Origin of the sequence: Croceitalea vernalis (assembly GCF_031846405.1) — a bacterium.
GTDB lineage: Bacteria > Bacteroidota > Bacteroidia > Flavobacteriales > Flavobacteriaceae > Croceitalea > Croceitalea vernalis.
The window spans coordinates 595,470-622,010 of the sequence record NZ_JAVRHU010000002.1 but is presented as its reverse complement, the minus strand read 5'-3'; the positions used below and the strand labels follow the sequence as shown (position 1 = coordinate 622,010).

The following is a 26,541-nucleotide window of genomic DNA, read 5'->3' as shown; positions in this document are numbered from 1 at the left end:
TATCTTTGTCATAGAAACCAACACTATATTAAATGGCTTATAATTTATTAAAAGGTAAAAGAGGAATCATTTTTGGGGCATTAGACCCAAATTCTATTGCTTGGAAGACTGCTGAACGTGTTCATGAAGAAGGTGGAACCTTTGTTTTGACAAATGCACCAATAGCAATGCGTATGGGGCAGATTAATGCCCTTGCAGAAAAAACTGGTTCAGAAATTATACCTGCTGATGCAACAAATGAAGAAGATTTGGCCAATTTAGTTGCTAAATCAACTGAGATACTTGGAGGTAAACTAGATTTTGTTTTGCACTCAATTGGTATGTCTGTTAACGTTAGAAAAGGTCGTGCATATACTGACGAAAAATATGACTTTACAACAAAAGGTTGGGATGTTTCTGCTTTATCATTTCATAAAGTAATGCAATCACTCTATAAAGCTGATGCTATGAGTGAATGGGGTAGTATTGTAGCATTAACTTATATGGCTGCCCAACGAACTTTTCCCGATTATAATGATATGGCAGATAATAAAGCCTATTTAGAATCCGTAGCCCGTAGTTTTGGTTATTTCTTTGGTAAAGAAAAAAAGGTTAGAGTTAATACCATCTCGCAATCACCAACGCCAACCACAGCTGGTCAGGGTGTAAAGGGATTTGATGGTTTTATTTCTTATGCTGAGAAAATGTCCCCACTGGGCAATGCCACAGCTTTAGATTGCGCGGACTATACAGTTTCTTTGTTTTCTGATTTGACCAGAAAAGTAACCATGCAGAATTTATTTCATGATGGAGGCTTCAGTAATACAGGAGTAAGTCAAGAAGTAATTGACGAGTTTACCGAGTAAATTAATCACAAAATAATTAAGCCATCCTCATCAGGATGGCTTTTGTATTTATAGTAATGAGGGAACCTTTTTTTTCATTTGTAATACCAGTTTTTAATCGGCCTGAAGAGGTTCGAGAATTGTTGGAGAGTTTGACTTCACAGCAATATAATAAACCTTTTGAGGTGGTTTTGGTTGAAGATGGTTCTGCACAAAGTTCTAAAGAAGTGGTTCTCGATTACAAAGAGAAACTTCAGATTTCTTATTACTTCAAAGAAAATTCTGGGCCTGGAGATTCTCGTAATTATGGTATGCGACGAGCAAAAGGTGATTATTTCCTTATTCTTGACTCTGATTGTATCATACCACCTGAGTATTTAATCGAAGTAGAAAAAGAGTTGACAAGTGAGTTTGTTCATTGTTTTGGAGGTCCAGATAACGCTCATGCCTCCTTTAGTGATGTACAAAAGAGTATTAATTATGCAATGACCTCGTTGATAACGACTGGAGGAATTCGTGGAAATAAGAAATCTTTGAATAAATTTCAGCCAAGAAGTTTTAATCTAGGTCTCTCCAAAGAGATATTTGAAAAAACCAATGGTTTTGGTAATATACATCCTGGTGAAGATCCCGATTTAACATTTAGAATTTGGCAAGCTGGTTATTCAACCAGATTATTTTCTAAGGCTTATGTTTATCATAAAAGACGAATAGATTGGAGTAAGTTCTACAAACAGGTTAATAAGTTTGGTTCTGTACGACCAATTTTGAACAAATGGCACCCTGAGACTAAAAAAATGACTTATTGGTTTCCAACAATCTTTTTAGTTGGTTTTGTCATGAGTATAATATTATCCGCATTTGGTTTTACTCAACTTATTATTTGTTACGGACTATACTTTTTAGTTCTTTTTATAGATTCATTTATCAAAAATAAGAACTTAAAAATAGCTTTATTATCAATATATGCCGTCTGCATTCAGTTTTTAGGCTACGGCGTTGGTTTTTTAAAGTCAACCATCTTGCTTAACTTTAACAGAAAACCTGCCGAAGAGTTATTTCCTAATTTATTCTTCTCAAAATAATAGTCGTGTTAAAAAAGTTAGTCACAAACTTAAATCAGCGGAAAGTAAAGGTCTTTTTACTTTTTTTGATATGTTCTTTTTTGGCATGGTCGTTAAGTAAGTTATCAGAATCGTACGAGTCACGAGCAGCTTTTGAAATTGATTACATAAATTTTCCTGACACCTTACTACTAAATACTGCTGAGAAACAATTTGTGAATACAAAACTTAGAACCAGTGGATTTCAGTTTTTAAGTTATGGCATCAGTCCTAAAAAGCTGAAGATTGATTTAAATAATGTTTCTTTTTCCAATGGACGTTATTATATGTCTGCAAATACAATTAAACCACAATTTGAAAAACAATTGTCCAATACAATTTCAATTATTGAGTTTGAAGAACAACAGGTTTTTATTGATTTATATCAAGTCATCAAAAAAGAAGTGCCTATTGAACCTGATGTCTCCATTGAATTAGCGCAGAATCATCTTTTAGAAGGGGATTTGAAAATTGAGCCAAATATTATTGTTTTAAAAGGACCTTCAAATGAAGTCAAATCCATTACTAAAATTAAGACCGAACAATTAATTTTTAATGAACTCAAAGAAGATTTTTCAAAATCAGTAGGCATTGTCATACCGGATGGTTTGGTGAACGGAGAAATCTCAACAAATTCAGTTAAAGTATCTGGTAAAGTAGTACGTTTTTCTGAAAAGGAATATACTATAAGTATTGAAGCCAAAAATGTGCCTGTTGGCTTTCGAATTAGAATGTTTCCCAATCAAGTTAGTTTAGTATGTAAGGCAAGTATAGATACCTTGAAAGATATTTCTAATGATGATTTTGAGGTTGTTGTTGATTGTTCAAATATTGATAAAACAAAAAGTCAACTCCTCATAGAAGTTTCAAAATCACCAGAAAATATTTATGCGGTACAATTATTGAATAACCAGATTGAATTCGTTTTAGAAAAGTTATGAAAATAGTTGGACTTACAGGTGGGATTGGCAGCGGTAAAAGTACAGTTGCCAAAATCTTTGAATCATTAGGTGTTCCTGTTTATAATTCTGATAAGGAGGCAAAGCATTTAATGACCTCGTCCCAATCATTAAAAAATGAGCTCGTTCGGCTTTTTGGTAAAAAAGCTTTTGAGCATAAAAAGTTAAACAAAAACTATATTTCGAGTAAAGTTTTCAAAAATCCAGACTTACTTCAAAAGTTAAACGAAATTGTTCATCCGGCTGTGAAGAATCATTTTTTGGAATGGATAACTAAACAAAATTCTGAATATGTTATTCAAGAAACCGCATTGATTTTTGAGAATAGAAGTCAAGATTTTTATGATGTAGTTATTTTGGTGACAGCTCCAAAAAGGGAAAGAATTCAACGTGTTATGGAAAGAGATGGTGTTCAAGAAATTAAAGTTCTAGAACGAATGTCTAATCAATTGGATGATTCCGATAAAATTGAATTAAGTGATTTTGTTGTTGAAAACCTCGATTTAGAATACACACATCAACAAGTGTATAAAATTCATAATCAACTACGTAGTAAGTCCACATAGGCTCAATATTTTAACATTTTTGTTAAGGTTAGGTTAAACGGTAAATGGGCTAAATGTTAAATTTCTAATTTTACTTTAATGAACAAGAAGCGATTTGTTCTTCTAGTCATTTTGATGAGTCTCTCACTTATCGGAATCATTTCAGTTCAAGTGTATTGGATACAGAAATCGGTCGATGATAAAAAGGAGCAATTTTCAAATGCGGTTGAAGATGTTTTGGATAAGGTTGCAGAGCGAGTTGAAAGTAGGGAGCGAAAAGAATATTCAGATCGTATTGCCGCTTTAGTAGACAGTGTAGGTAGTCCAAAGTCATCACAAATAAGTAATATCTTTTTTGTTGACCGGGATTTGAATTCTGATGAACTAAAATTTTATCAGCATGGTATTTTAGAGGAAGATTACGGTATCTCCTCAATGTTCTTTGACAATGATAGTGGTGATGATATTACCACAATAAAAAATTTCACTAGTAAACGTACGACTACAATTTTTAAAGAAGATTATGGTCTAGATGGACAACGTTATGCGCTAACACCTATTCAAAAGATTGAAAAACTTGGAAACCTTTCTGCTATGCAAAAAGCCCAATTTGACGATTTATTTATGGAAATGGCCAAACAAAATCCGATTCATAAAAGGGTGTCAAAACAAGAGTTAGAACTTTTGTTAGATCGTGAGCTTAAAAATAGAGGTATAAACATTGATTATGAGTACGGTCTATACAGTCGTGGTTTTCCAACGAAAGTAAAATCAAAACGATTCAAGTTTACTAATAACACGCTTTATGAAACTCCAATTTTTAGAGATAGTGAAGGTAAAACGGATTTTGCTTTATTGATGACCTTTCCAAGTAAGAAGAAATTTTTATTGAGTAGTATCATGACAATGGCAATTTTGTCTTTGTTATTTACATTGGTAATAGTTGTAGCCTATTCTAGTGCTATTTATCAATTAATACAACAAAAGCAAATTTCTGAAATCAAATCAGATTTCATTAATAATATGACCCATGAGTTCAAAACGCCAATAGCCACAATAAATTTAGCAGTTGAGGCTATAAGAAATCCTAAATCTTTAGAAGATAGGGAAAAGGTTTTACGATACTTGGGGATGATTAGAGATGAAAATAAACGTATGCACGCTCAGGTAGAGAATGTTTTACGGATTTCTAAGCTTGAAAAAAACCAATTAGATATTAGTAAGGATAGGGTGGATGCTCACGACATTATTAATGATGCAACAGCACACGTAGAACTTATTGTTGAAGATAGAGGTGGTTATATTAATACGCATTTAGATGCATCTAGATCAGAAGTTCTGGCAAATGAGATGCATTTTACCAATGTAATTGTGAATATTTTAGATAATGCAGTAAAGTATTCGCCGGAAGCACCAAAAATTGATGTTTTTACAGAGCTGGCAAAAAATAATATTATTATTAAAGTACAAGATCAAGGTGCTGGAATGAGTAAGGCTGTGCTTAAAAAGGTCTTCGAGAAGTTTTATCGGGAGCATACTGGTAATATACATAATGTAAAAGGTCACGGTTTAGGCCTGGCCTACGTTAAAAAAATAGTGGATGATCACCAAGGTGAGGTATATGTTGAAAGTGAAAAAGGAAAAGGAAGTACTTTTTACATTAAGCTGCCTTTAATTTAAAAAATTATGGAATTAGAAAACAAAAAAATACTTTTAGTAGAAGACGATCCAAATTTTGGAATCGTACTTAAAGATTACTTACAAATGAATGATTTCGATGTTGTTCTTGCTAAGAATGGAATGGAAGGCTTCGAGAAATTTAAGAAAGACAACTATGATGTTTGTATTCTTGATGTAATGATGCCTTATAAAGATGGTTTTACTTTAGCTAAGGAGATTAGAGAAAAGAACGAGAATGTTCCTATTATTTTTTTAACCGCCAAAACAATGAAAGAAGATGTTTTGAAAGGTTATAAGGCTGGAGCAGATGATTATTTGAATAAACCATTCGACTCTGAGGTTCTTTTAATGAAATTAAAGGCACTCATGCAGCGAAAAGCATCAAATACTCTTGCAGATAGTAAACAATTCGAATTTAAAATAGGAAATTTCCATTTAAATTCTAAGTTGCGTTTTCTTAAATATTTAGAAGAAGAGCCTATTAAGCTTTCTCCAAAAGAAAATGAATTGTTACGTTTATTGGCTTTACATGAAAATGATTTAATGCCTAGAGAATTAGCCCTAACTAAAATATGGAGAGATGATAATTATTTTACCTCTCGTAGTATGGATGTTTATATTGCTAAGTTGAGAAAATATTTAAAGAAAGACGACGTCGTTGAAATTCTTAATATTCACGGTGAAGGCTTTAGATTAGTGGTTAAAACTGAAGGTGAAACTTCGGTCTAAAGTCATAAACAAGGTTTTAAAAACGCTTCAATTGTATTGAAGCGTTTTTTGTTTAAATAAGATTTAATTAATTGAGTTTATACTGGTCTTTTATCTTTGCTACAATGTCTTGCGGAGTTGCCTGTATTGAAACAACTATTGCATCAATTGGCTCTTCTAAGGTATCAAATTGTGATTTTAGTAGTACAGAAGACATAAAGTGACCTTTACGTTGTTCTAATCGCCTTTTCACTTGTTCAAAAGTGCCTTTTAGATACACGAACACCATTTGTTTCTCTATATTATTTTGTAGAATTAGGCGATATTTTTCTTTTAATGCTGAACAGGCTATTATTGCCCCTGATTTTGCTTGTTCAATGGCTAGTTTGTTTAAACTTTCTAACCAACCCTGTCTATCATTATCATCAAGAGCTTCACCCGAGCTCATTTTCACAATATTCTCTTTAGGATGATAATCATCGCCATCAAAAAAAGGCACATCATAAGATTTGCTTAAAAGCTGACCAATTGTAGTTTTGCCAGTGCCAGAAACACCCATTACAATAAAAATTGGTTTATTCATTGCTTTAGTTTATTCCTTTTTATTTTATTTATTAATATTGAGATATCTTCGCCAAAATCGGTCCAAATAATTTCATTATTCTTTCGATTCCATGTTAATTGACGTTTAGCAAATCGCCTTGTATTTTTTTTAATTTCTTCTACGGCAAAATTTAAATCTTCTTTACCATCAAAAAAAGCAAAAAGTTCTTTGTAACCAACAGTTTGAAGAGCGTTTAAACTTTTGTGCTTATATAAATCTTTAGCTTCGTTCAATAATCCATTTTCCATCATCACATCAACACGTCTATTAATTCTCTCATAAATAATTTCTCGATCAGCTTTAATTCCAACATAAATTGTTCTAAAAATACGTTCTTTTCTTTTTTGATTTAAAAAACTTGAATAAGGTTGTCCAGATATTCTACAAATTTCTAAGGCTCGAATAACTCGGTGCGGATTTTCAATATCGACTTGCTTGAAATAGAATGGGTCCTTTTTTTTCAATTCGTTCTGTAAATACGAAAGACCTTTTTCTTTTTCGAGTTGTATGAGTTCTTCACGAATTTGGATAGGTACTTTTGGAAAACTATCTAAACCCTTAACCACAGCATCAACATAAAGACCACTACCACCAACAAGTATAGCAATGTTCTTTTCTTTAAAAATATGATCTAGTTTTAAAATAGCTTCTTTTTCAAAATCTCCAACTGAGTAAGTGTCAAATATGCTTTTGTGTTGTATGAAATGATGAGGTGCCATCTTTAACTCCCTATGAGAAGGGACAGCTGTACCAATAGTCATTTCTTTATAAAATTGACGAGAATCAGCCGAGAGAATTTCGGTTTGAAAATGATTTGCAAGGCGAATGGCTAAGTCTGTTTTGCCAATAGCTGTAGGTCCAATTACGGCAATGAGGGTTTTAGTAATCATAGGTGATATCCGCAACTATAACAATGCTTAGCATTGTCACGATGACCTTCCGCTGAGCACGATGGACAGGCCTGCGTGTTACTATGAACAACGCTTCTTCCTTTATTGTTTTTTCCATGACGTGAAAATTCTACAGTTACAATACCCGTTGGCACTGCAATAATACCATACCCTAGAACCATAATGATTGTAGCTATAAACTGTCCAAGATTTGTTTGAGGCGCAATATCACCATAACCTACAGTGGTTAGGGTTACGATTGTCCAATAAATACTTCGTGGTATGCTTGTAAAACCAGCCTCATCACTCTCTATTAAGTACATTATGGTACCCATTATAACTGATAAAATCAAAACCACATAAATGAATACTGCAATCTTGGCTCTACTAGCTTTTAATGCCGCTTTTAGTTGTGAAGCTTCACCTAAAAACTTCACCAATTTTAATATTCTAAATATTCGAAGTAATCGAAAAGCTCTTACAGCTAATAAAACTTGGGACCCTGCAAAAAGATATGATAGATATAATGGTATGGTAGATACAAAATCAATAATACCGTAAAAGCTAAAAATATACTTAAATGGCTTTTTTAAGCTAATAATTCGTGCAAAGTATTCAACTGTAAAAAAAATGGTGACCACCCATTCTAAGGTTAATAGTAAATCGTGATAGTTTTGATCAACTTCTTTCACACTTTCAAGCATGACTAATACGACACTCACAATTATCAGAAATACGAGCGCAATATCAAAAAAACGCCCTAGGGGAGTGTCTGCTTCATAAATAATTTCATGAAGACGATGTTTCCAACCAGAATGTACTTCTTCTCTCAAGTAGATGGATTTAATTCTAAAATCTTAATTCTATTCTTTTTACGAAGGTATGATTCCATGATTAAAGTTGAATTTGAATCACCTTCTATTGGCGTAATCAATGATTCTAATATATGAATATTATTTAGTTGGTGGTTGAGTTCAACATATCCGAAGCCTTTTAGGTGTCCTTCTTTTATAAGAATGACACTCTGTTCTCCAATGGATCTTCCTTTGTCAACTAAAGCAATATTGCGGTTATCAAGGCTATATTTGTTAAATATAGTTTCAAGAGTTTCTGAATTGTCTTCTAATGATTTAATACTATCAAGGCCAAACTCTTCTTCTAATTTTGATAAAAATAAAGCACTGCTTTTGGCACTTGTGAAACTACTTAATCGAGTGAATTGAACATTAACTTTTTCCGTTTCAAATTTTAGAGCCCCATTGTTATCCTTAGTTAAATAAAGCCCAAATGAAAACCCTTTTTTTCTTATCTTTTGATTGTATTTGGGATTTGTTTTTTTGATTTCGTGATACTCTTTTAATAGCGCAATTAATTCACTACCAGTTTCTTGATAGGTTACTTTTTTAGTTTCTTTTTGTAATTTTCTTGCTAAATCACCAACATTAGTAAAATGTTGATTGACTCTTTTTTTCATGTTTTTGGTTTTACCCAAAAAAATAATTTCTCCGTCTTTGTTATGCAAATAATAAACTCCAGTTTCAGTTGGTAATTCCTCCACCATATCTAATTGTCGTGTCGAAAGTTCTCCTAAAGTTTCTTCTCTTATTACAGTTTTAATTATGGATTTATCTGAGTCTTTAATCAATAAAAGTTTAAATAATTTAAGAGTGGCTTGGGCGTCACCGTCCGCTCTATGTCTATCACTTACTGCAATGCCTAATGATCTGACTAGTTTTCCAAGACTATGAGACTCTGCATCGGGTATTAGTTGTTTAGAGAGTTCCACGGTGCATAAAGTTTTGCGCTGAAAATCGTACCCTAGTCTTCTAAATTCAGTTCTTAAAATACGATAATCGAATTGTGCGTTATGAGCAACGAGCGTAGCACCTTCTGTGATTTCAATAATTCTTTTGGCGACCTCATGAAATTTAGGAGCACTTTTCAACATCGAATTATTGATGCCAGTTAATTTAACAACAAAGGGTTGTATATCTCTTTCAGGGTTAATTAAACCAGCAAACTTATCTACAACATCTTGACCATCGAAGCGATAGATTGAAATTTCCATGATACCCTCTTCATTGTATTTACCGCCGGTACTCTCAATATCTAAAATGGCATACATCAATCTACTCCTGAATTTTATGAATAATTTCTAGCTCCAAAGATACTACTTCCGATACGCACCATAGTACTACCTTCTTCAATGGCTATTTGATAATCTCCGCTCATACCCATTGACAATACTTTTACATCTGCAAGCATACTCAGGGTAGTCTCGAATAGTACTTTTAAATTTTTAAATTCTTTTCTAATTTGATTTATGTCTTTGGTGAAGGTGGCCATTCCCATAAGACCAACAATTTTTATATTTTCTAAAGATTTAAATTCTTCAGATTCCAATAAGTGTAGAAGTTCTTTCTCATCAAAACCAAATTTACTTTCCTCATTAGCTATATGAATTTGTAAAAGACAAGAGATTACACGATTATTTTTTTTTGCTTGTTTGTCAATTTCCTTTAATAGTTTTAAACTATCAACCCCATGTATTAGACTTACGTATTCAGCCATATATTTTACTTTATTACGCTGAACATGGCCAATCATATGCCACTCAATATCTTTAGGCAAGACTTCCCATTTTATGGTCATTTCTTGGACTTTATTTTCGCCAAAAATTCTTTGTCCAAATTCATAGGCTTCCAAAATAGATTCGGTTGGTTTGGTTTTTGAAACCGCAACAAGTGTTACGCCTTCAGGGATGGTCTCATTTATATTTTTAAGATTTGTTGCAATAGCCATTCTTATCTATGTTTTATATTTCGTAGATAGCAAGTCCACTTCTTAATTTAGGTTCAATATAAGTGCTTTTGGGCGGCATCACTAAGCCCGCATCTGCAATTGCTTTTATTTCATCAATACAAATAGGTACCAAACTAAAACCTACTTTAAAATGGCCTTCATCAATATGATCTTTCATTTTAATAAGATTGTATTTACCATAACCATATGCTATTCTTTTATCATTTCTTAAATCTTGAATACCCAATATAGGTTCTAAAATTGTTTTATAAAGAATTTGTGTATCTAAGGAACTCAAAGGATCGGTAAATTCATAAACCTTTTTTCTCAAATAAAGAGAATAAAATTCTCCATCTAAATACATGCTAAAATGATGTTTTTTCTCAGGTTTGTATATGCCATCATTTCTTTTTTCAATTCTATAAAGCGTATCTAAAGCTATTAAAAATGCTTCTTTTGAAAGCCCGTTTAAGTCTTTTACCATTCGATTGAACTCAAAAATTTTAATTTCTGATTCAGGTATTAAATAGCTCATAAAAAAATTATAAGCTTCTTGACCACCATGCTTAGTGTTTTTTTCTTTGGACATTTCAGCCAGTAAGGCAGACGATGCACTTCTATGGTGCCCATCTGCAATATAAAGGGCATTTACATCACCAAATAATTTCTGTAATTTTTCAATAGTGTCAATGTTCGAAATTTTCCAAAGTTTATGTCTTACTTTATCCGTAGTGGTAAAATCATAGACTGCAACTTTTGTAATTTCAATTTCTAGAATATTAGAAATTTCATCGTCATCTTTATAAGTCATTAATACAGGTTCCGCATTAAACCCTACAGTATTCAAATATTCAGAAAAAAGTACTTCTCTTTCTTCAAGAGTGTCTTCATGTTTTTTGATGATATCATTATTGTAATCAGTTACACTAGTTGCACAAAAAAGGCCTAAACTTTTAAAGCTATTTTTACTTAATTGATATAGGTAGAAACAAGGAGTCTCATCTTTTTCGAATACAGCATCTTCTAAAAATTCTAGGTATCTGTTTTGAACTAGTTTAAAACGTTCTTTACCTGAAATATTTTTATGAAATTTAAAACCAGGATTAATGATATGTAAGAAGGAAAATGGATTGTATTCTAAAATGCTATTGAGCTCATTTTTGTCATACTCTTCATAAGACTTAGATGCAACATAGGCAACTTTATCTTTTGTTGGTCGTATAGCTTTAAATGGTTTTACTATTGCCATACTAGTTAAATTGTGCGGCGACTTTTTCAGCTTTCTTTGAAGCCGAATAATCGTAAAAACCTTCATCCGATTTAACACCTAATTTACCGGCCATCACCATATTTACAAGTAAAGGACAAGGAGCATATTTTGGATTTTTAAAACCATCATACATCACTTTCAGAATAGAAAGACAAACATCTAAACCTATAAAATCGGCAAGTTGTAATGGTCCCATTGGGTGGGCCATTCCTAATTTCATAACAGTATCGATTTCTTCAACCCCTGCAACTTTGTTATATAAAGTTTCAATTGCCTCATTAATCATTGGCATTAAAATACGATTGGCCACAAAGCCAGGGTAATCGTTAACCTCTGTGGGAGTTTTGCCAAGCTTTTTCGAAAGCTCCATAATTGAATTAGTAACTTCATCGGAAGTGCTATATCCCCTAATAATTTCTACCAATTTCATTATAGGTACTGGATTCATAAAGTGCATTCCAATGACCTTTTCAGGTCTATTGGTAACGGCTCCTATTTGAGTTATAGAAATTGAAGAAGTATTTGAGGCTAAAATTGTTTTATAAGCGCATACTTCATCGAGCTCTCTAAAAATATTTAGTTTTATGTCTAAATTCTCTGTTGCAGCTTCAACAACTAAATCAACATTATTAACACCTTCTTTTAATAATGTAAACGTGGAAATATTATTAAGAGTAGTTTTTTTATTCTCCGTTGTAATACGTCCTTTAGACAGCATTCTATCAAGATTCTTAGTAATTGTCGCTATCCCTTTATCTAATGAGTCTTGAGCAATATCAATGAGATGAACTTTGTATCCGTTTTGGGCAAAAACATGAGCTATACCATTACCCATAGTACCTGCTCCGATTACAGCAATTATATTCATGGTTTTTAATTTTCAAATGCTTCAATGATTTGTAAAGCAACTCTAAGCGCTGCTGTACCCTGATTTAGTGAGACAATAGGTGTCGTATTATTATTTATTGCATCAGCAAATGTTTCTAATTCATCTAAAATTGCATTATTAGCTTCAACTTCAGGGTTTTCAAAGTAAATCTGTTTTTTAATACCCTCAGCATTTTGCAGAATCATATCAAAATCACCAAGAACTTCTGGAGCATCTTTCATTTTTACTACTTCTACTTTTTTCTCTAAAAAATCAACAGAGATGTAGGCATCTTTCTGAAAAAAACGAGACTTGCGCATATTTTTCAAAGAAATTCTACTAGCCGTTAAGTTGGCAACACAGCCGTTTTCGAATTCAATTCTGGCATTGGCTATGTCAGGTGACTTACTAATGACAGAAACTCCACTTGCATTAATCAACTTTACTTCTGAATGTACGACACTTAAAATAGCGTCAATATCATGTATCATTAAATCTAAAACAACCGGCACATCAGTCCCTCTTGGATTAAATTCTGCCAAGCGATGCGTTTCAATAAACATTGGGTTTTGAATACTATCGTTAACAGCAATAAATGCAGGATTAAAACGCTCTACATGACCAACCTGACCTTTTACCTTAAATTTTGATTCTAATTCTATTAATTCTTCAGCTTCTTCAAGTGTATTCGTGATTGGCTTTTCTATAAAAATATGTTTCCCTTTTTCAATAGCTTTTTTAGCGCAATTATAATGAGAAAGAGTAGGGGTGACTATATCAATAACATCAACAGCATCAATTAATGCATTAATGTTTTCGTAAGAGGTATATCCAAACTCATCCGCTACTTTTTTAGCATTTATTTCATCCGGATCATAAAAACCGATAAGTTCATATTTAGCGGATTGATTTAATAAACGCAGATGGATTTTACCCAAATGACCAGCACCTAAAACACCAACTTTTAACATAGTCTTTGTTATTTCTTCAAAAATAGGAATAACAACAGAAAATGCTTCTATCGATACTCGAAGTTCACTAAGAACTTTTTAATTTAGTAAGCCAAACTAAATTATGCGAGATACAATAAAACATAGGGGAATGCGAAATAACTTAGCAGAAGTGCTCGCAAACAAAGGTATAATCGATGAAAAAGTATTAGATGCTATTCGCGAAGTACCAAGGCACCTATTTTTAGATAGTAGTTTTGAAGCACATGCTTATCAAGACAAAGCTTTTCCTATTGGTGCGGATCAAACAATTTCTCAGCCCTATACAGTTGCCTTTCAAACAGAATTATTACAGGTTTCACCAGGTCAAAAAATATTAGAGATTGGCACAGGAAGTGGTTATCAGACAGCAGTGTTATTGACTTTAAGGACAAAGGTTTACACCATCGAGCGTCAACAAGAGTTATTCAAAAAAACAAAATTGTTCTTTGGAAAGATGGGCTACAGACCAAGAAAGCTTGTGTTTGGTGATGGCTATAAGGGTTTGCCAGACGAAGCTCCTTTTGAACGGATTATCGTAACAGCAGGTGCACCTGAGGTACCTAAACCTCTTTTAGCTCAGCTAAGTATTGGAGGTAGGTTGGTAATCCCAGTTGGAATAGAAGATCAAATAATGACCCTCTTTATTAGAAAATCTGAAAAGGAATTTGAAAAAAAGGAATTGGGAAATTTTAGATTTGTGCCTTTATTAGAGAATAAAAATTAAAATTGTAAGCCTACATTAATTCCATTTTCAGTAATTCCGTTAAAATGCCTTTGAACATATCCAAATCTTAAAAATCTAAATTTATTCCAACCTAAATTACCTAATGCAATTCCAAATTCTGAATAAGGTTGGTTTGCAGTTGTTGCTAGTATTTTACCACTTAGAATGAGGTGAGCGTTAAGCTTATTTAACAACGGTATTTTTTGCATTATAAAGCCTTTAAAGTTATGTTCTAAATGTCCTTCAAAATAGTTTTTGTTTGTGCTAAAATTATAATAGGGTAACAAAAAAAACGAGTTTAAATAATTGCCTCTTGTAATTCTTGTTCTATTTCCATTAAAATGTTGATAATCAATAAATGATATATTTTCCCCATTTAAAAAGGTCCCCGCACGAAAATTATAAGCAAATCGCCCTTTATTGGCAACATCAAAATTTTGATAAAGTCTAATTTTGAATTGATCAAAATTATTTGAAGAGGTATTGCTAGCAAACCCCTTTTCATAGCCTAACAATAAAGTCGGATACCTATCTTCTGAATAATTAAATTTTCCATCGGGGTAATTCAAATATTTTTGATTAAACCGAATTCTGGTTGTAAATGAGAACTTAAAAATATTATGAGCTTCGACAGCAGAATTCTCAAAGTCGTCTGGGTTTAAAGGATTATTTGAGGTATACTCACTGTTGTCACTACCAAATAAGACATAGTCTGTAGTATTGAATAAAGCTTGTCTATCTTCGAAACCTAAGTTTAAGAAAGCGTAGATACCATTAGTAATCTCTTGAGAGTAAAATACTTCTGAAAAATTACGTTCGTAGAATTTTGCAAAGTTTTTTTCAAAAAGAAGAGAAACAAAGGTATTGCCAAATGGTGTAATAGGGTTGGTGTTATTAAATTGTTTGGCTTCACTACCTGCACTAAAACTCAAAAATGGCCTTGAGAAATTATTAAAACGATATGATAAGGAACCCTTAGGCCTAAATCGTTTTTCCGAAAGACCATAATTGAAAGAGGTTGCAAGGTTTAGTCGAGTTCCTTTTTCTTTATTTAATTTTAAATAATCAAAACCAAAACCTCCATTCCACCCTTGTACTGTATTAAATTGTGTGTTAGCGAATGGTGTGGTTAGGGTAAAGAACTTTTCTTTAAAAGTGTTACTGTAGGTGTAGCCAAATAATAATGAGCCCAAATTTAATTTATTACCAACGGCATCAACTGAGTCTAAATATTTTTGAGATTTTCTTATAACCTCCAAACTGTCTTTTATTTGATAATCATTCTGTTCTTCTAATGTAAGCGGCACCGCGCGTACCTTATTCCAATAAAGAGAATCTTTTTTATTTGCATTATCGGCAAAGGAGAGTACTTCATTTGTGAAATCCTTTTTTTCAAATTCAGGATTAAGTTTATAGTTTTTATACCCTGCGGTAAAACGACCATTTCCTTTAAAACCAAATATTCCATACTGAAAATCAATGCTTTGAAGTACTTTTAAATAAGTGTCATCAACCTTTGAATAAATAAAGTCTTGTGTTAAAGAAATGGTGTCTGCAGGTAATATTTGAGTTTGAAGCCCCGTTACTTTAAAATCGGCCGCATAAATTGACCACTTATTTTCTACAATGTAAATATCACCTGTAAAAACACGGTCTTTTGACCTTTTAGGGATAACCTTAATTTGATTAATTAAATTATTATGATCGTCGTAAAAAGTTCCAATAAGGCGATAGCGATAATAGTTAAAAGCATTATCAGCGATAGGGGAAATAAGTTGGTTGCCAAACTCAACGGTATTGCCATAAAACGAAAAGTTCACATCCGAAGCATTATTAAAACTAAAGCCATTATCATCACCACTAACTTTTGAAGCAACAATCTTTTCTTTAAATTCATTTTTAGATTTAGCAATTTTAGAAATTGTCTCTGACAAATAAATAATACCTGAACGAGTTGAATCTAAGCCACCACCATAATCCCCTAAATCTTGGCCTAAAATCTTCTTTGGAGCATCTTTAATGCGAATCAACCCTTTAGAGTAAAAATCAGCTGTAAAATCTTCAAGTTTCTTTCGGTTTTCTGCTCGTTGCTTAATCGCATTCTTAATTACTCTAATTGCCGGATTTTCTTTAGCAGTAACAGCGACCTCATTAAGTTGTAATGTTTCTTCTTGAAGAACAACATCTAAGATAAAAGGTAGTTGAGCTATAGATGGAGTTATTTTTTTAGTTGTATATCCAAGATATTTGTAAACAATAGTAACATCAAGAGAATCGTTTAATTCTAATTCATAAATCCCATTATCATTTGTAGTGGTGCCATTGATTGTTCCTTCAAAATAGATGTTAACAAATGGTAATGGAGTACCATCTTTATCCGTTACTTTTCCTTTAATTTGAGAGAAAAGATGGTATTGAAATACCATAAAAAAAATAAAACAAAAGAGTAGTTTAACTTTCATGAATAGTTTTATTAAATCCAAGATTAACTAAATTCTCTTTTTATAAATGTTGTCTCTTTGTTAAATATGTAGAAAATTGGGAATTTTTAATATTTGATGAAGTTAGTTGTCATTCATCTTAGTCGCTTTATAGTCATAGATACATTTAAGAATACAAATGTGTATGCTAATTGAAGTTAACTTCAATGAAGGAATTAGGCAAAGTAAGATCAATTGAAAAACTAAGTATTGAAGTTCTTTTTTATACGTGATAAATCTCGTTTGTTATCACGGTCTTTAATTGATTCTCTTTTATCATAGTTTTTCTTTCCTTTAGCAAGGCCAACATTAATTTTAGCTAGCCCTCTTTCATTTAAAAAAAGATTTAACGGAACTATTGTCAAACCGGAAGCAGTAACTTCTTTTTGTAGTTTTTTCAGCTCTCTTTTATTAAGTAAGAGTTTTCTTTGTGCCTTGGGTTGATGATTGTAATGCCCACCATAGGTGTATTCATCAATTTGCATATTTATTACAAATAGTTCACCAGCCTCGTTGAATTCGCAAAAACTTTGAGATATTGAGGCTTTACCAAGTCTTATTGATTTAATTTCAGTGCCGCCCAGAACAATTCCTGCTGTATATTTATCCAAGATTTCATAATCGAACTTGGCGCGCTTATTTTTTATGTTGATATTTTTCTGCATCGAGTGCAAAAATAAGTTTAATTGCTAAAAATGTAATGATTTATAGCTTTTTACGATTATGGTTAAAACTATTATAATGAAAAAGACATTCTTGATTCTTTTAATACTATTGGTGAGCTCATGTAAAAAAGCGAATAAGAAAGAATTAGATGCACAGCAGATTATTGATAAAACTATTGAAGTTAGTGGAGGTATCCATTATAAGAATAGTACTGTTTCGTTTGACTTTAGAGATATACATTACATTTCCGACCAAATTGATGGAAAAAAATTATTAAAGAGGATTACTACCACGGACTCTTTGGTAATCACTGATATTAAAGCGCATAATAGTTTTCAACGTTTTTTTAATGATAGTTTATTAATTCTTTCAGATTCTATTTCAAATAGATATGCTAATTCCGTTAATTCTGTTCACTATTTTGCACGTTTACCATATGGCTTAAATGATTCGGCAGTCAATAAGGAACTAATAGGTGAGGTGATGATAAATGGTAACAATTATTATAAAATAAAGGTTACATTCAATCAGAATGATGGAGGTGAAGATTTTGATGATGTATACATATATTGGGTAAATAAGATTACCTTAAAACCTGATTTTCTAGCCTATGAATTTCATGTTGATGGTGGAGGAATTCGTTTCAGAGAAGCTTATAATGAAAGGTATATCAACAAAATTAGATTTGTGGATTACAAAAACTACAAGGCCAATAACAAGGTTGTTGATATTTTTGAAATAGACAGTTTGTTCAATACTGAATCATTAGAATTGCTTTCAAAAATTGAATTGAAAAATATACGAGTTGAAGCTTTGAACTAGTTTATTTTTAATCGAATGTCTGTGGCAGTACTATCGATTATTCTTACAATAAATAAGCTGGCGTTATCATCTTCTTCCATTCCTTCATATTTTTCATAACCTAAAAGCTGATTTGTCAAATTTGGAGTTGTATTACTATGACCTACTATTAAAACACTTTTGCCTTCATTGTCAGCCATTAGGGCTTGAATATCAATGTCTCTTGGGTCATAATATTGGACATCTATATTCTTTTTAACAGATGTGGGCGCAGCTGTCATTAGGGTTCGTTCGTAATTGGTAGAATAAATTGCGTCTAAAGAAATAGGATCAAATACTTCAGCCCATCTGATAGCGCGATCAAGCCCATCCTGAATTAATTCAGGATCTACATTGTTGGGGTTACTAGTGTCTTTTTCTGCATGCCTAATTAAATAAAAAGTAGATACTATTGGTTCTTTACTAATTTCTTTATCTTTAGCCTCTTGTTTACAGCTTAAAAATCCCACTAGAAGTAGTAAACAACTCAAATATTTTACGTAATTTATTTTTGCTGAAGGGCTATTCATAGTCATATTTAAAAAATTGAATTAAGTTAAAAATAGCACTAAATTTTCAATTAGTTCCATGGGTAGGTTTCTCAAAATCGTAATCATCTTTCTTTTCACTATTTATTCTTTTGCACAAGAAAGTAGTTTACCTGATGACTTAAGACAGCATAACTTGACTCAATTCAATTCGAGTTTGTTCAATCCTACATTCTCTTTTGATAGAAATCAGCCTAGATCTTTATCATTATGGTCGCGTTGGCAATGGCAAACTGTGGATGCAGACCCCACCACACTATTCGTTAATTATACTCAAAAAATTGACGCCCAATCTTCAGCAGGGATTGGTTTTTTTCAACATAACACGGGTTTATTTTTAAATACTGGAGGTATTTTAAACTATGCTTATGCTATTTCACTTGGAGAGGAGTCCAATTTAATTTTTGGAACAAATATTAATTTCTACAATCAAAAGTTAGCGGATGATCGTTTAATTAACGGTGATCAAGTAGATATTGCCCAGCTTTCCACAGAAAATAGTTTTGTTGCAGAATTTGCCCCTGGTCTTCGAATTCAGGTTAAAGATTTTGATATGGCCATGACTATTGAAAATGCATTAGACTATAATTTTTCAGATAACGAAAGGGGTGAGACATCAAGAATTTTTTCTGCTTCTATAGGTAATAGATTTCCTATTTTTTTGCTTGACGAGGTAAGTTATTTGAGACCCTTGGCTTATGTTAGAGCCGTACCAAATGAAGATACTCAATACGGTTTAACCGCTTTATTCTCTAACCCTAAATTTTGGGTTCAAGGCGGGTATAATAGTTTTTATGGAGTTTCTGGTGGGGCAGGGGCTACACTTTTTGAAAAATTTTCAATCGGAGCCCTCGTTGAATTCGGATTAGATAATACGATTAGCGCTGAGGATCCCACGTTTGAAATTGTTGCTTCATATTATTTTGGAAAACAGACTTTTGCCGCAAAGGAGAAAAAAGAAAAGAAATCTGTTGAGGAACGTATGGATGAAGTTGAAGAGCGCAGAAGACTCGCACAAGAGGAACGTGAGCGTCAACGTTTAGAAAAAGAAAGACTAATAGCTGAGGCTAGGCAAGATTCGCTAAATAAAGCTCGAGAGATTGAACTTGCGGCGGTTAAAGAACAAAATCGACTAGATAGTATTGCTAGAGTTCAAAGAGAACAAGAGGTTGAAATACAACCTAACGAAAAATATGAAGAAGTAGTAACCTCAGACGGCCTTGAACCCGGCTTTTATTTAATTGCAAATGTCTTTGGTACTCAAAAATATTTTGAAAACTTCATGACTACTTTGCAAGCACAAGGTTTAAAACCTAAATCATTCTTAAGAAGTTTAAATGGATACAATTATGTTTACTTAGAAAGATTTGATACTATAGAAGAAGCTCGAGCAGCTAGAGATAGCAATTTTAATGGAAGATACAGCGAAGCACTTTGGATTTTTAGAGTAAGAGGAGAATAATTATTTTTTTATTTCACGGTCTACGAGTTGCTCTAAATAGGCCATAGTATTCATTAAGTATTTTCTGTCACGAGTCATTGTTCCCATAGCAACAGCACCTTGTAAAATAGTATATAACTGTTTTGCGAATTGTAGTGGCGGAACAGCTATTTTTAGTTCATTTGAATTAATTCCGTTTTCTATAACCAGTGCAATTTTCCCTTCAATTTCCTTTATAGTCTCTTTGTTGGCTGCTGCTAATAAAGTATTATTATGCTGGGCATCAACCCCTATATTTAAAATTGGACAACCACCCATGGAAAGAGTAAAAACATCATATTGTCTATAAAAACTAATTAGAGAATGAATTTTGTCTAAGGCATTGCCCTTTATAGCCAAAAGCTCTTCAATTTTTAGAAGTAGAATATTTCTGTTGTGCTCAAAAGAAGCTAAGGCCAAAGCTTCTTTATTTTCAAAATTACCGTAAATAGCTCCTTTTGTTAGGCCGGTCGCTTCAGTCAGGTGGCTCATACTTGTGCCCACATAGCCATGTTTGTTAAAAATTGGAGCAACTGTTTCTACGATATATTTAGTAGTTCTTTCAGCTTTGGTAGACATAATAGTTCAGATTGGATACAGCTAATATAGAAAAAAATTATACTGTATGGTATATCGAAAAAAAAGAGGCATTAATTATAATCACCTCTTTTTCTACTCGCTATTTATTGATTTTATTCTGACATTTCTTTCTGATTTCGAAAGACTAATGCTTCATCAAAGGAATCTAATAATATGATACTTTCATTTTTTATATTACCAGATAAAAGTTCTTTTGATAATTTATTTAGCACCTCTTTTTGAATGATACGTTTAATCGGTCTAGCTCCGTATTGAGGGTCATAGCCCTTATAAGCTAGATGATTAATAGCCTCTTCCGTGGCGTCTAATGTTATGTGCTGGTTCAGTAATAACTTTTTAAGTTGTTCAAGTTGTAATTGAACTATCTCCATGATATTGGACTTGTCCAGCGGTGTAAACATAATGATGTCATCAATTCTATTCACAAACTCTGGACGAACCATTTTTTTCAATAATGTCATGACTTCAATTTTTGCCGTTTCAGTCGCTGACTCCAAATTTGAGTTTTTTTCAAACTGATCTTGAATAACATGACTGCCCATATTACTTGTCATAATAATAATCGAGTTTTTAAAATCAGCTATTCTTCCTTTGTTGTCTGTAAGCCTTCCTTCATCTAATACTTGTAATAGAATATTAAAGGTATCTGGGTGAGCTTTTTCAATTTCGTCCAACAAAATTACAGAATATGGTCTACGACGTACAGCTTCTGTTAATTGCCCGCCCTCATCATAACCAACATATCCAGGGGGTGCTCCTACTAATCTACTTACTGAATGTCGTTCTTGATATTCACTCATATCGATTCTGGTCATAGCATTTTCATCATCAAACAAATACGCCGCTAAGGTTTTTGCAAGTTCTGTTTTACCTACTCCGGTTGTGCCCAAGAATAAAAATGAACCAATGGGTTTTTTAGAATCTTGTAGACCAGTTCTACTTCTTCTAATAGCATCAGAAACAGCTTCAATAGCTTCTTCTTGACCAACTACCCTTTTATGTAAAACTTCCTCCAATTGTAATAATTTTTGACGCTCACTTTGGAGCATTTTGGTTACCGGTATTCCCGTCCATTTGGCTACAACTTCTGCAATATCTTCATTAGTTACTTCTTCTTTAATTAGAGTCGTTCTCTTTTGTTGCTCTTGAAGTTCTTTGTTTAAAACTTCAAGGGACTCTTGAGCATCTTTAATTTTTCCATATCGTAATTCGGCTACTTTGCCGTAGTCACCGTTACGTTCGGCCTTTTCAGCTTCAAGTTTGTAATTTTCAATATCTTGTTTAGTTTTTTGTATATTGTCAACTACTGATTTTTCACTTTCCCATTTGGCAAATATTTCATTACGCTCTTCCTTAATATTCGCCAGTTCAAGATTTAAAGTCTTTACCTTTTGAGTATCATTCTCACGTTTTATGGCTTCAATTTCAATTTCTAACTGCATTATTTTTCTGTCTAAAACATCTAATTCTTCAGGTTTAGAATTGATTTCCATACGTAACTTTGAAGCAGCCTCGTCAATTAAGTCTATGGCTTTATCTGGTAAAAACCTATTAGTAATGTAGCGCTGTGAAAGCTCAACGGCTGAAATAATTGCTTCATCCTTTATTCTCACTTTATGGTGAGCCTCATACTTATCTTTGATACCTCGAAGTATTGAAATAGCACTCTCGGTATCAGGCTCATCTACAATCACTTTCTGAAAGCGCCTCTCTAGGGCTTTATCTTTTTCAAAGTACTTTTGATACTCATCTAGCGTAGTGGCGCCTATCGCTCTTAGTTCACCACGCGCCAACGCAGGTTTAAGTATGTTGGCCGCATCCATTGCTCCCTGTCCACCACCCGCACCAACGAGCGTATGAATTTCATCAATAAACAAAACAATATCTCCATCGGAAGAGGTTACCTCTTTAATAACAGCTTTAAGCCGCTCTTCAAATTCTCCTTTGTATTTAGCACCTGCAATTAAGGCTCCCATATCTAATGAGTATATGATTTTCTCTTTCAGATTTTCGGGGATATCTCCTTGAACTATTCGATGCGCTAAACCCTCAGCAATAGCCGTTTTACCGACGCCTGGCTCTCCTACTAACATGGGGTTGTTTTTGGTTCTACGAGATAGAATCTGTAGAATCCTTCTAATTTCTTCATCACGACCAATGACAGGGTCTAACTTTCCAGAATCTGCTAAATCATTTAGATTTTTTGCATACTTCCCTAATGAGTTATAAGTTTCTTCGACACTTTGCGAAGTGACCTTATTTCCTTTTCTAAGCTCTTCAATCGCGGTCTGTAAATCTTTTTCAGTAACACTATTATCTTTTAAAATTTGAGCAATCTTGCTGTTAGATTTTAAAATTGCTAGTAATAAATGTTCTATGGAAACAAATTCGTCTCCCATTTTCTTTGCAAATGTATTTGCTTCAGTCAATGTTTTTGAAGCCTCTCTGGAGAGCATAATATCTGTGCCTGATACTTTTGAAAAACTTAGCAGCTCATTATCTAAAACTTTATTTAGTAATTGAGTGTTTACATTGAGCTTTTTTAAAAGAAATGGAAGAACGTTTTCATCAACCTCGTTAATGGCCTTAAAAAGATGCTCATTTTCAATTTGTTGATGGCCATAACCATGCGCAATTTGTTGCGCCTGTTGAAGGGCTTCTTGTGATTTTATAGTAAAATTATTAAAGTTCATTTCAATTATTTTAAATGTTATTTTCAATAATCTTACCAGATAATTGAATCAGTCAAAATGTCGCTAAAGGGCTGATTTTTAAAGACATTTCGTCAGTTTTGTAAGTATTGAGGAATTGTTCGACATATCCCGTAAATTTGTACTATGGGAATATTTAATGATTTATTCGGGAAGAGCTCAGAAATGAAAAAAGAGAAGAAAAGTCTCCCTTGGATTCCTTTAAACTCTGTAGAACAGCTTAAAGAAATAGAACAGAAATCTGCAACGAAAACTCAGGTTATATTTAAACATTCCACTTCATGTGGTATCAGTAGAATGGTACTTAATATGTTTACAGATAAATATGATATAGCTAGTAATCAAATGGATATCTATTTTTTGGACTTGCTTGCAAATCGAGATGTATCAAATGAAACAGGGATTCACTTTCAGGTTCTTCACCAATCACCTCAATTATTAATTATAAAAAATGGTGTTACGGTATTTCACACCTCACATGGAGCAATTTCTGAAGTACAATTAGAACAATATATATAAAAAAAAGCCCAGATAATATCTGGGCTTTTTCCTATTTTAATTGAAGTTATTCCTTCGCACAATATCTTTTAATCGGGCTTTTAAATCTTCACCAGCATCATAAACCATTTGTTCATTGGATGGGAATGGAACGGCTGCCAAATCCAACAATGCAACTAGACTATTATCTAATGCTCTTCTATCTCCTTGGTAATTGGCATAGATATGTTCAAATATAAACTCACTTGATAAAGGATATGAATTAACAACTTGCCCACTCTGTAAATCTTTAAAATTGACTTTGGCCCCAATTTGAGCTGTCTTCAATTGTGTAAATCTGTAAAAATCACAAGTTACTTTTTTGAATTTATCAACTTTAATATCGTTACCTAAACTATCTTTCGCGACATTTCCATTATCATCAAGTACATACTCAAAACCATCTTTGATTAATTTTTCTTTGATTATTTGAGTTTCATTTACTTGTTCAGGTGAAATATTGATTTGATTAAAATCAAGTTCAAGAGCATAATCGTATGCTACATTTTCCATTGGACTGGAATGAAAAGTTGCCCAAAAGTTATTAATACCATAAGTATTAAAATCTAATAGTTCTTCTTCTAATCTCTTTGGAATTATTTGTTCTGTATCGTTTGTGACTTCCACCTTCACATAATCTAGGCCTTTTTGATAGGCTTCATCCATTTTCTTGGCTGTATCAAAATACCCAGGATTAATATCATTAAGGTATTTTAATTCGTCATAGGCTTGTCTATAATCTAACTTGTTGGAAGCATTCTCAAGTAAATCTGTTGCATTGGCATATAAATATTCTGATAAGGAAGATTTTGTATTTAAAATCTTGGTATCATAATTATTCATCTTAAAATTAGCTTCTCTATTTTCTTCATAAATAGGTAAAGGCAGTAAAGAACCGATTCTACCTTGAATATCTTTTAATTGTAGATAGCCATTATACACTTTTTCAAGATTAGCAGGATTGCCTTCTTTTTCTAAAAAAGTAATTTTTTCAAGTTCCCTTGTGGTATTCTTATCAAATGCCTCTTCTAGCATTAGAACAAATTTTTGATTTCCCTTTTTTGTTTTATTGTTTTTAAGCTCTTTAAGGGCTTTATTTATGGCAGTGGTATAATTACCGCTATTAATAGCCTCTTGAGTTTTCTTGGCACCACCGCAGGCTGCCAGTACAAATGCAATACTAATAAGTAATAATTTTTTCATGGCTTTTGATTTTATGGTTTTATAGTAGGTTTTCAATTGCCGTGCCAAAAACCTTATTTTGATTAACGAAAAAGAATAAAAACTAGTATAAATGTTCTTAATTAATTGATTTATAGTGACTTTGCTAGGTTTTTTAATTGTTGATTTTTATTTAATAAAATGACCGAATAATGTATTTATAAGTATATAATTGCGCTTTTCAATTTGTATTTTTGCGTCTTAATTTATAGTGAAAATGCAAAGAGATACGCTAATTTTTGACCTTATTCAAAAAGAAAAACAACGACAGACAGAAGGTATTGAACTAATTGCTTCTGAGAATTTTACTAGTCCACAAGTAATGGAAGCTGCTGGTTCCGTCCTTACTAATAAATATGCTGAAGGTTATCCTGGTAAAAGATATTATGGTGGGTGCGAAGTCGTTGATGAAGTTGAGCAACTTGCTATTGATAGAGCCAAAGAATTATTTGGAGCAGCCTATGCTAATGTACAACCCCATTCTGGTTCACAAGCTAATGCATCTGTTTATCATGCATGTCTTAAGCCTGGTGATACGATTTTGGGTTTTGATTTGGCTCATGGAGGTCATTTAACACATGGTTCACCAGTCAATTTTTCTGGTAGGTTGTATAATCCTGTGTTTTATGGAGTTGATGAAGAAACAGGAACTTTGAATTATGATAAAATTCAAGAAATAGCAGAAAAGGTGCAACCCAAATTAATCATTGCAGGTGCATCAGCTTATTCTCGCGATATGGATTTTAAAAGATTTAGAGAAATAGCGGATAGTGTTAATGCTCTTTTATTGGCAGATATTTCACATCCATCTGGTTTGATCGCTAAAGGTATTTTAAATGACCCTATACCGCATTGCCATATAGTAACAACCACAACTCATAAAACATTGCGAGGGCCGCGTGGTGGCTTGATACTTATGGGAGAGAATTTTGAGAACCCTTTCGGGATTCGATTAAAAAATGGTAAGCTAAGAAAAATGTCTGCTTTGTTAGATTTAGCTGTTTTTCCTGGTAACCAAGGTGGACCTTTAGAACACATTATAGCGGCTAAAGCGGTTGCCTTTGGTGAGGCACTGTCAGACGACTTTTTACATTATATGATTCAAGTAAAGAAAAATGCAGCTGCAATGGCAAAAGCATTTATGGATAAAGATTATAAAGTAATCTCTGGTGGCACCGATAATCATATGATGCTTATAGACCTTAGAAATAAAAATATTACAGGAAAAGATGCCGAGAAGGTTCTTGAAATGGCAGATATCACCGCTAACAAAAACATGGTGCCATTTGATACGCAATCTCCGTTTATAACTTCCGGTATTCGTTTTGGCACGCCAGCTATCACAACAAGAGGTCTTGTTGAGTCAGATATGTCAGTTATTGTTGATTATATTGATGAAATTATAATGAACTCAGAAAACGAGAGTACTATTACAAAAGTGAAGGAAAAAGTAAATGTATTAATGGGGGAACGGCCGTTATTTAATTAA

General features: G+C 32.8%; 25 protein-coding genes. 11 read left to right on the top strand and 14 right to left on the bottom strand.

Going from position 1 to position 26,541, the window contains the following annotated elements; all coding sequences use genetic code 11:
- Positions 1–32 precede the first annotated feature (32 nt).
- From RM520_RS09165 to RM520_RS09140, 6 genes are all read left to right on the top strand, one after another.
- Complete coding sequence (locus tag RM520_RS09165; protein ID WP_311387799.1) at positions 33–845, top strand: enoyl-ACP reductase FabI; 813 nt, start codon at positions 33–35, stop codon at positions 843–845.
- A 56-nt stretch (positions 846–901) separates the two neighbouring features.
- Positions 902–1,909: a glycosyltransferase family 2 protein gene (locus tag RM520_RS09160; RefSeq protein ID WP_311387798.1), complete on the top strand. Its 1,008-nt coding sequence runs from the start codon at positions 902–904 to the stop codon at positions 1,907–1,909.
- A 5-nt stretch (positions 1,910–1,914) separates the two neighbouring features.
- Positions 1,915–2,868: a CdaR family protein gene (locus RM520_RS09155; protein ID WP_311387797.1), complete on the top strand. Its 954-nt coding sequence runs from the start codon at positions 1,915–1,917 to the stop codon at positions 2,866–2,868.
- Complete coding sequence (gene coaE, locus RM520_RS09150; RefSeq protein ID WP_311387796.1) at positions 2,865–3,452, top strand: dephospho-CoA kinase; 588 nt, start codon at positions 2,865–2,867, stop codon at positions 3,450–3,452. The genes RM520_RS09155 and coaE overlap by 4 nt, the downstream gene beginning before the upstream one ends.
- A 78-nt stretch (positions 3,453–3,530) precedes the next feature.
- Positions 3,531–5,111 (top strand): sensor histidine kinase, encoded by a 1,581-nt coding sequence (locus tag RM520_RS09145; RefSeq protein WP_311385404.1) that lies wholly within the window; start codon positions 3,531–3,533, stop codon positions 5,109–5,111.
- A gap of 6 nt (positions 5,112–5,117) precedes the next feature.
- The gene (locus RM520_RS09140; protein WP_311385403.1) at positions 5,118–5,840 is read left to right on the top strand and encodes a response regulator transcription factor; all 723 of its coding nucleotides are present in this window, start codon (positions 5,118–5,120) and stop codon (positions 5,838–5,840) included.
- A gap of 67 nt (positions 5,841–5,907) precedes the next feature.
- Here the strand turns inward: RM520_RS09140 and RM520_RS09135 are convergent, their stop codons facing one another.
- The 8 genes from RM520_RS09135 to RM520_RS09100 are packed head-to-tail and all read right to left on the bottom strand — an operon-like array spanning position 5,908 to position 13,224.
- Positions 5,908–6,402, bottom strand: a complete 495-nt coding sequence (locus tag RM520_RS09135) for a gluconokinase (protein WP_311387795.1) — start codon at positions 6,400–6,402, stop codon at positions 5,908–5,910.
- Complete coding sequence (gene miaA / locus RM520_RS09130) at positions 6,399–7,313, bottom strand: tRNA (adenosine(37)-N6)-dimethylallyltransferase MiaA (RefSeq protein ID WP_311387794.1); 915 nt, start codon at positions 7,311–7,313, stop codon at positions 6,399–6,401. The genes RM520_RS09135 and miaA overlap by 4 nt, the downstream gene beginning before the upstream one ends.
- A complete protein-coding gene (locus RM520_RS09125) occupies positions 7,310–8,146 on the bottom strand; it encodes an ion transporter (RefSeq protein WP_311385400.1) in 837 nt (278 codons plus the stop codon). The genes miaA and RM520_RS09125 overlap by 4 nt, the downstream gene beginning before the upstream one ends.
- Positions 8,143–9,438, bottom strand: coding sequence for an exonuclease domain-containing protein (locus tag RM520_RS09120; RefSeq protein WP_311387793.1), 1,296 nt, complete (start codon positions 9,436–9,438; stop codon positions 8,143–8,145). Before RM520_RS09120 ends, RM520_RS09125 begins: the two co-directional genes overlap by 4 nt.
- 17 nt (positions 9,439–9,455) lie before the next feature.
- Positions 9,456–10,115, bottom strand: a complete 660-nt coding sequence (locus RM520_RS09115) for a YggS family pyridoxal phosphate-dependent enzyme (RefSeq protein ID WP_311387792.1) — start codon at positions 10,113–10,115, stop codon at positions 9,456–9,458.
- Between the two features lie 13 nt (positions 10,116–10,128).
- On the bottom strand, positions 10,129–11,364 hold the full coding sequence (locus RM520_RS09110) for a DUF1015 domain-containing protein (RefSeq protein WP_311387791.1): 1,236 nt from the start codon (positions 11,362–11,364) through the stop codon (positions 10,129–10,131).
- Position 11,365: 1 nt separating this feature from the next.
- Complete coding sequence (locus RM520_RS09105; RefSeq protein WP_311385396.1) at positions 11,366–12,253, bottom strand: 3-hydroxyacyl-CoA dehydrogenase family protein; 888 nt, start codon at positions 12,251–12,253, stop codon at positions 11,366–11,368.
- Between the two features lie 5 nt (positions 12,254–12,258).
- Positions 12,259–13,224 carry a Gfo/Idh/MocA family protein gene (locus RM520_RS09100; RefSeq protein WP_311385395.1) on the bottom strand — a complete coding sequence of 322 codons (966 nt, stop codon included), beginning with the start codon at positions 13,222–13,224 and terminating at the stop codon, positions 12,259–12,261.
- A 103-nt stretch (positions 13,225–13,327) separates the two neighbouring features.
- Between RM520_RS09100 and RM520_RS09095 the strand changes: the two genes are divergently transcribed.
- On the top strand, positions 13,328–13,969 hold the full coding sequence (locus tag RM520_RS09095) for a protein-L-isoaspartate(D-aspartate) O-methyltransferase (RefSeq protein WP_311385394.1): 642 nt from the start codon (positions 13,328–13,330) through the stop codon (positions 13,967–13,969).
- On the opposite strand, the gene RM520_RS09090 is transcribed toward RM520_RS09095, so the two are convergent.
- Complete coding sequence (locus tag RM520_RS09090; protein ID WP_311387790.1) at positions 13,966–16,431, bottom strand: DUF5686 and carboxypeptidase regulatory-like domain-containing protein; 2,466 nt, start codon at positions 16,429–16,431, stop codon at positions 13,966–13,968. The two genes, RM520_RS09095 and RM520_RS09090, sit on opposite strands and share 4 nt — an antisense overlap.
- A 221-nt stretch (positions 16,432–16,652) precedes the next feature.
- Positions 16,653–17,114, bottom strand: coding sequence for an SsrA-binding protein SmpB (smpB, locus tag RM520_RS09085; protein ID WP_311385392.1), 462 nt, complete (start codon positions 17,112–17,114; stop codon positions 16,653–16,655).
- Positions 17,115–17,190: 76 nt separating this feature from the next.
- Between smpB and RM520_RS09080 the strand changes: the two genes are divergently transcribed.
- Positions 17,191–17,937, top strand: coding sequence for a DUF6503 family protein (locus RM520_RS09080; RefSeq protein ID WP_311385391.1), 747 nt, complete (start codon positions 17,191–17,193; stop codon positions 17,935–17,937).
- Here RM520_RS09080 and RM520_RS09075 read toward each other — a convergent pair.
- Entirely contained in the window at positions 17,934–18,485 is a 552-nt protein-coding gene (locus RM520_RS09075; RefSeq protein WP_311385390.1) for a SixA phosphatase family protein, read from the bottom strand. The genes RM520_RS09080 and RM520_RS09075 overlap by 4 nt on opposite strands.
- Before the next feature lie 58 nt (positions 18,486–18,543).
- Here RM520_RS09075 and RM520_RS09070 point away from each other — a divergent pair, with 58 nt between their 5' ends.
- Complete coding sequence (locus RM520_RS09070; RefSeq protein ID WP_311387789.1) at positions 18,544–19,965, top strand: PorP/SprF family type IX secretion system membrane protein; 1,422 nt, start codon at positions 18,544–18,546, stop codon at positions 19,963–19,965.
- Here RM520_RS09070 and RM520_RS09065 read toward each other — a convergent pair whose 3' ends face one another.
- Positions 19,966–20,562 carry a TetR/AcrR family transcriptional regulator gene (locus RM520_RS09065; protein ID WP_311387788.1) on the bottom strand — a complete coding sequence of 199 codons (597 nt, stop codon included), beginning with the start codon at positions 20,560–20,562 and terminating at the stop codon, positions 19,966–19,968.
- 113 nt (positions 20,563–20,675) lie between these two features.
- A complete protein-coding gene (clpB, locus tag RM520_RS09060) occupies positions 20,676–23,276 on the bottom strand; it encodes an ATP-dependent chaperone ClpB (RefSeq protein ID WP_311387787.1) in 2,601 nt (866 codons plus the stop codon).
- 144 nt (positions 23,277–23,420) lie between these two features.
- Between clpB and ytxJ the strand changes: the two genes are divergently transcribed.
- The gene (ytxJ, locus tag RM520_RS09055) at positions 23,421–23,813 is read left to right on the top strand and encodes a bacillithiol system redox-active protein YtxJ (protein WP_311385386.1); all 393 of its coding nucleotides are present in this window, start codon (positions 23,421–23,423) and stop codon (positions 23,811–23,813) included.
- Between the two features lie 36 nt (positions 23,814–23,849).
- On the opposite strand, the gene RM520_RS09050 is transcribed toward ytxJ, so the two are convergent.
- Complete coding sequence (locus RM520_RS09050) at positions 23,850–25,034, bottom strand: hypothetical protein (protein WP_311385385.1); 1,185 nt, start codon at positions 25,032–25,034, stop codon at positions 23,850–23,852.
- A 235-nt stretch (positions 25,035–25,269) separates the two neighbouring features.
- Between RM520_RS09050 and glyA the strand changes: the two genes are divergently transcribed.
- The gene (glyA, locus tag RM520_RS09045; RefSeq protein WP_311387786.1) at positions 25,270–26,541 is read left to right on the top strand and encodes a serine hydroxymethyltransferase; all 1,272 of its coding nucleotides are present in this window, start codon (positions 25,270–25,272) and stop codon (positions 26,539–26,541) included.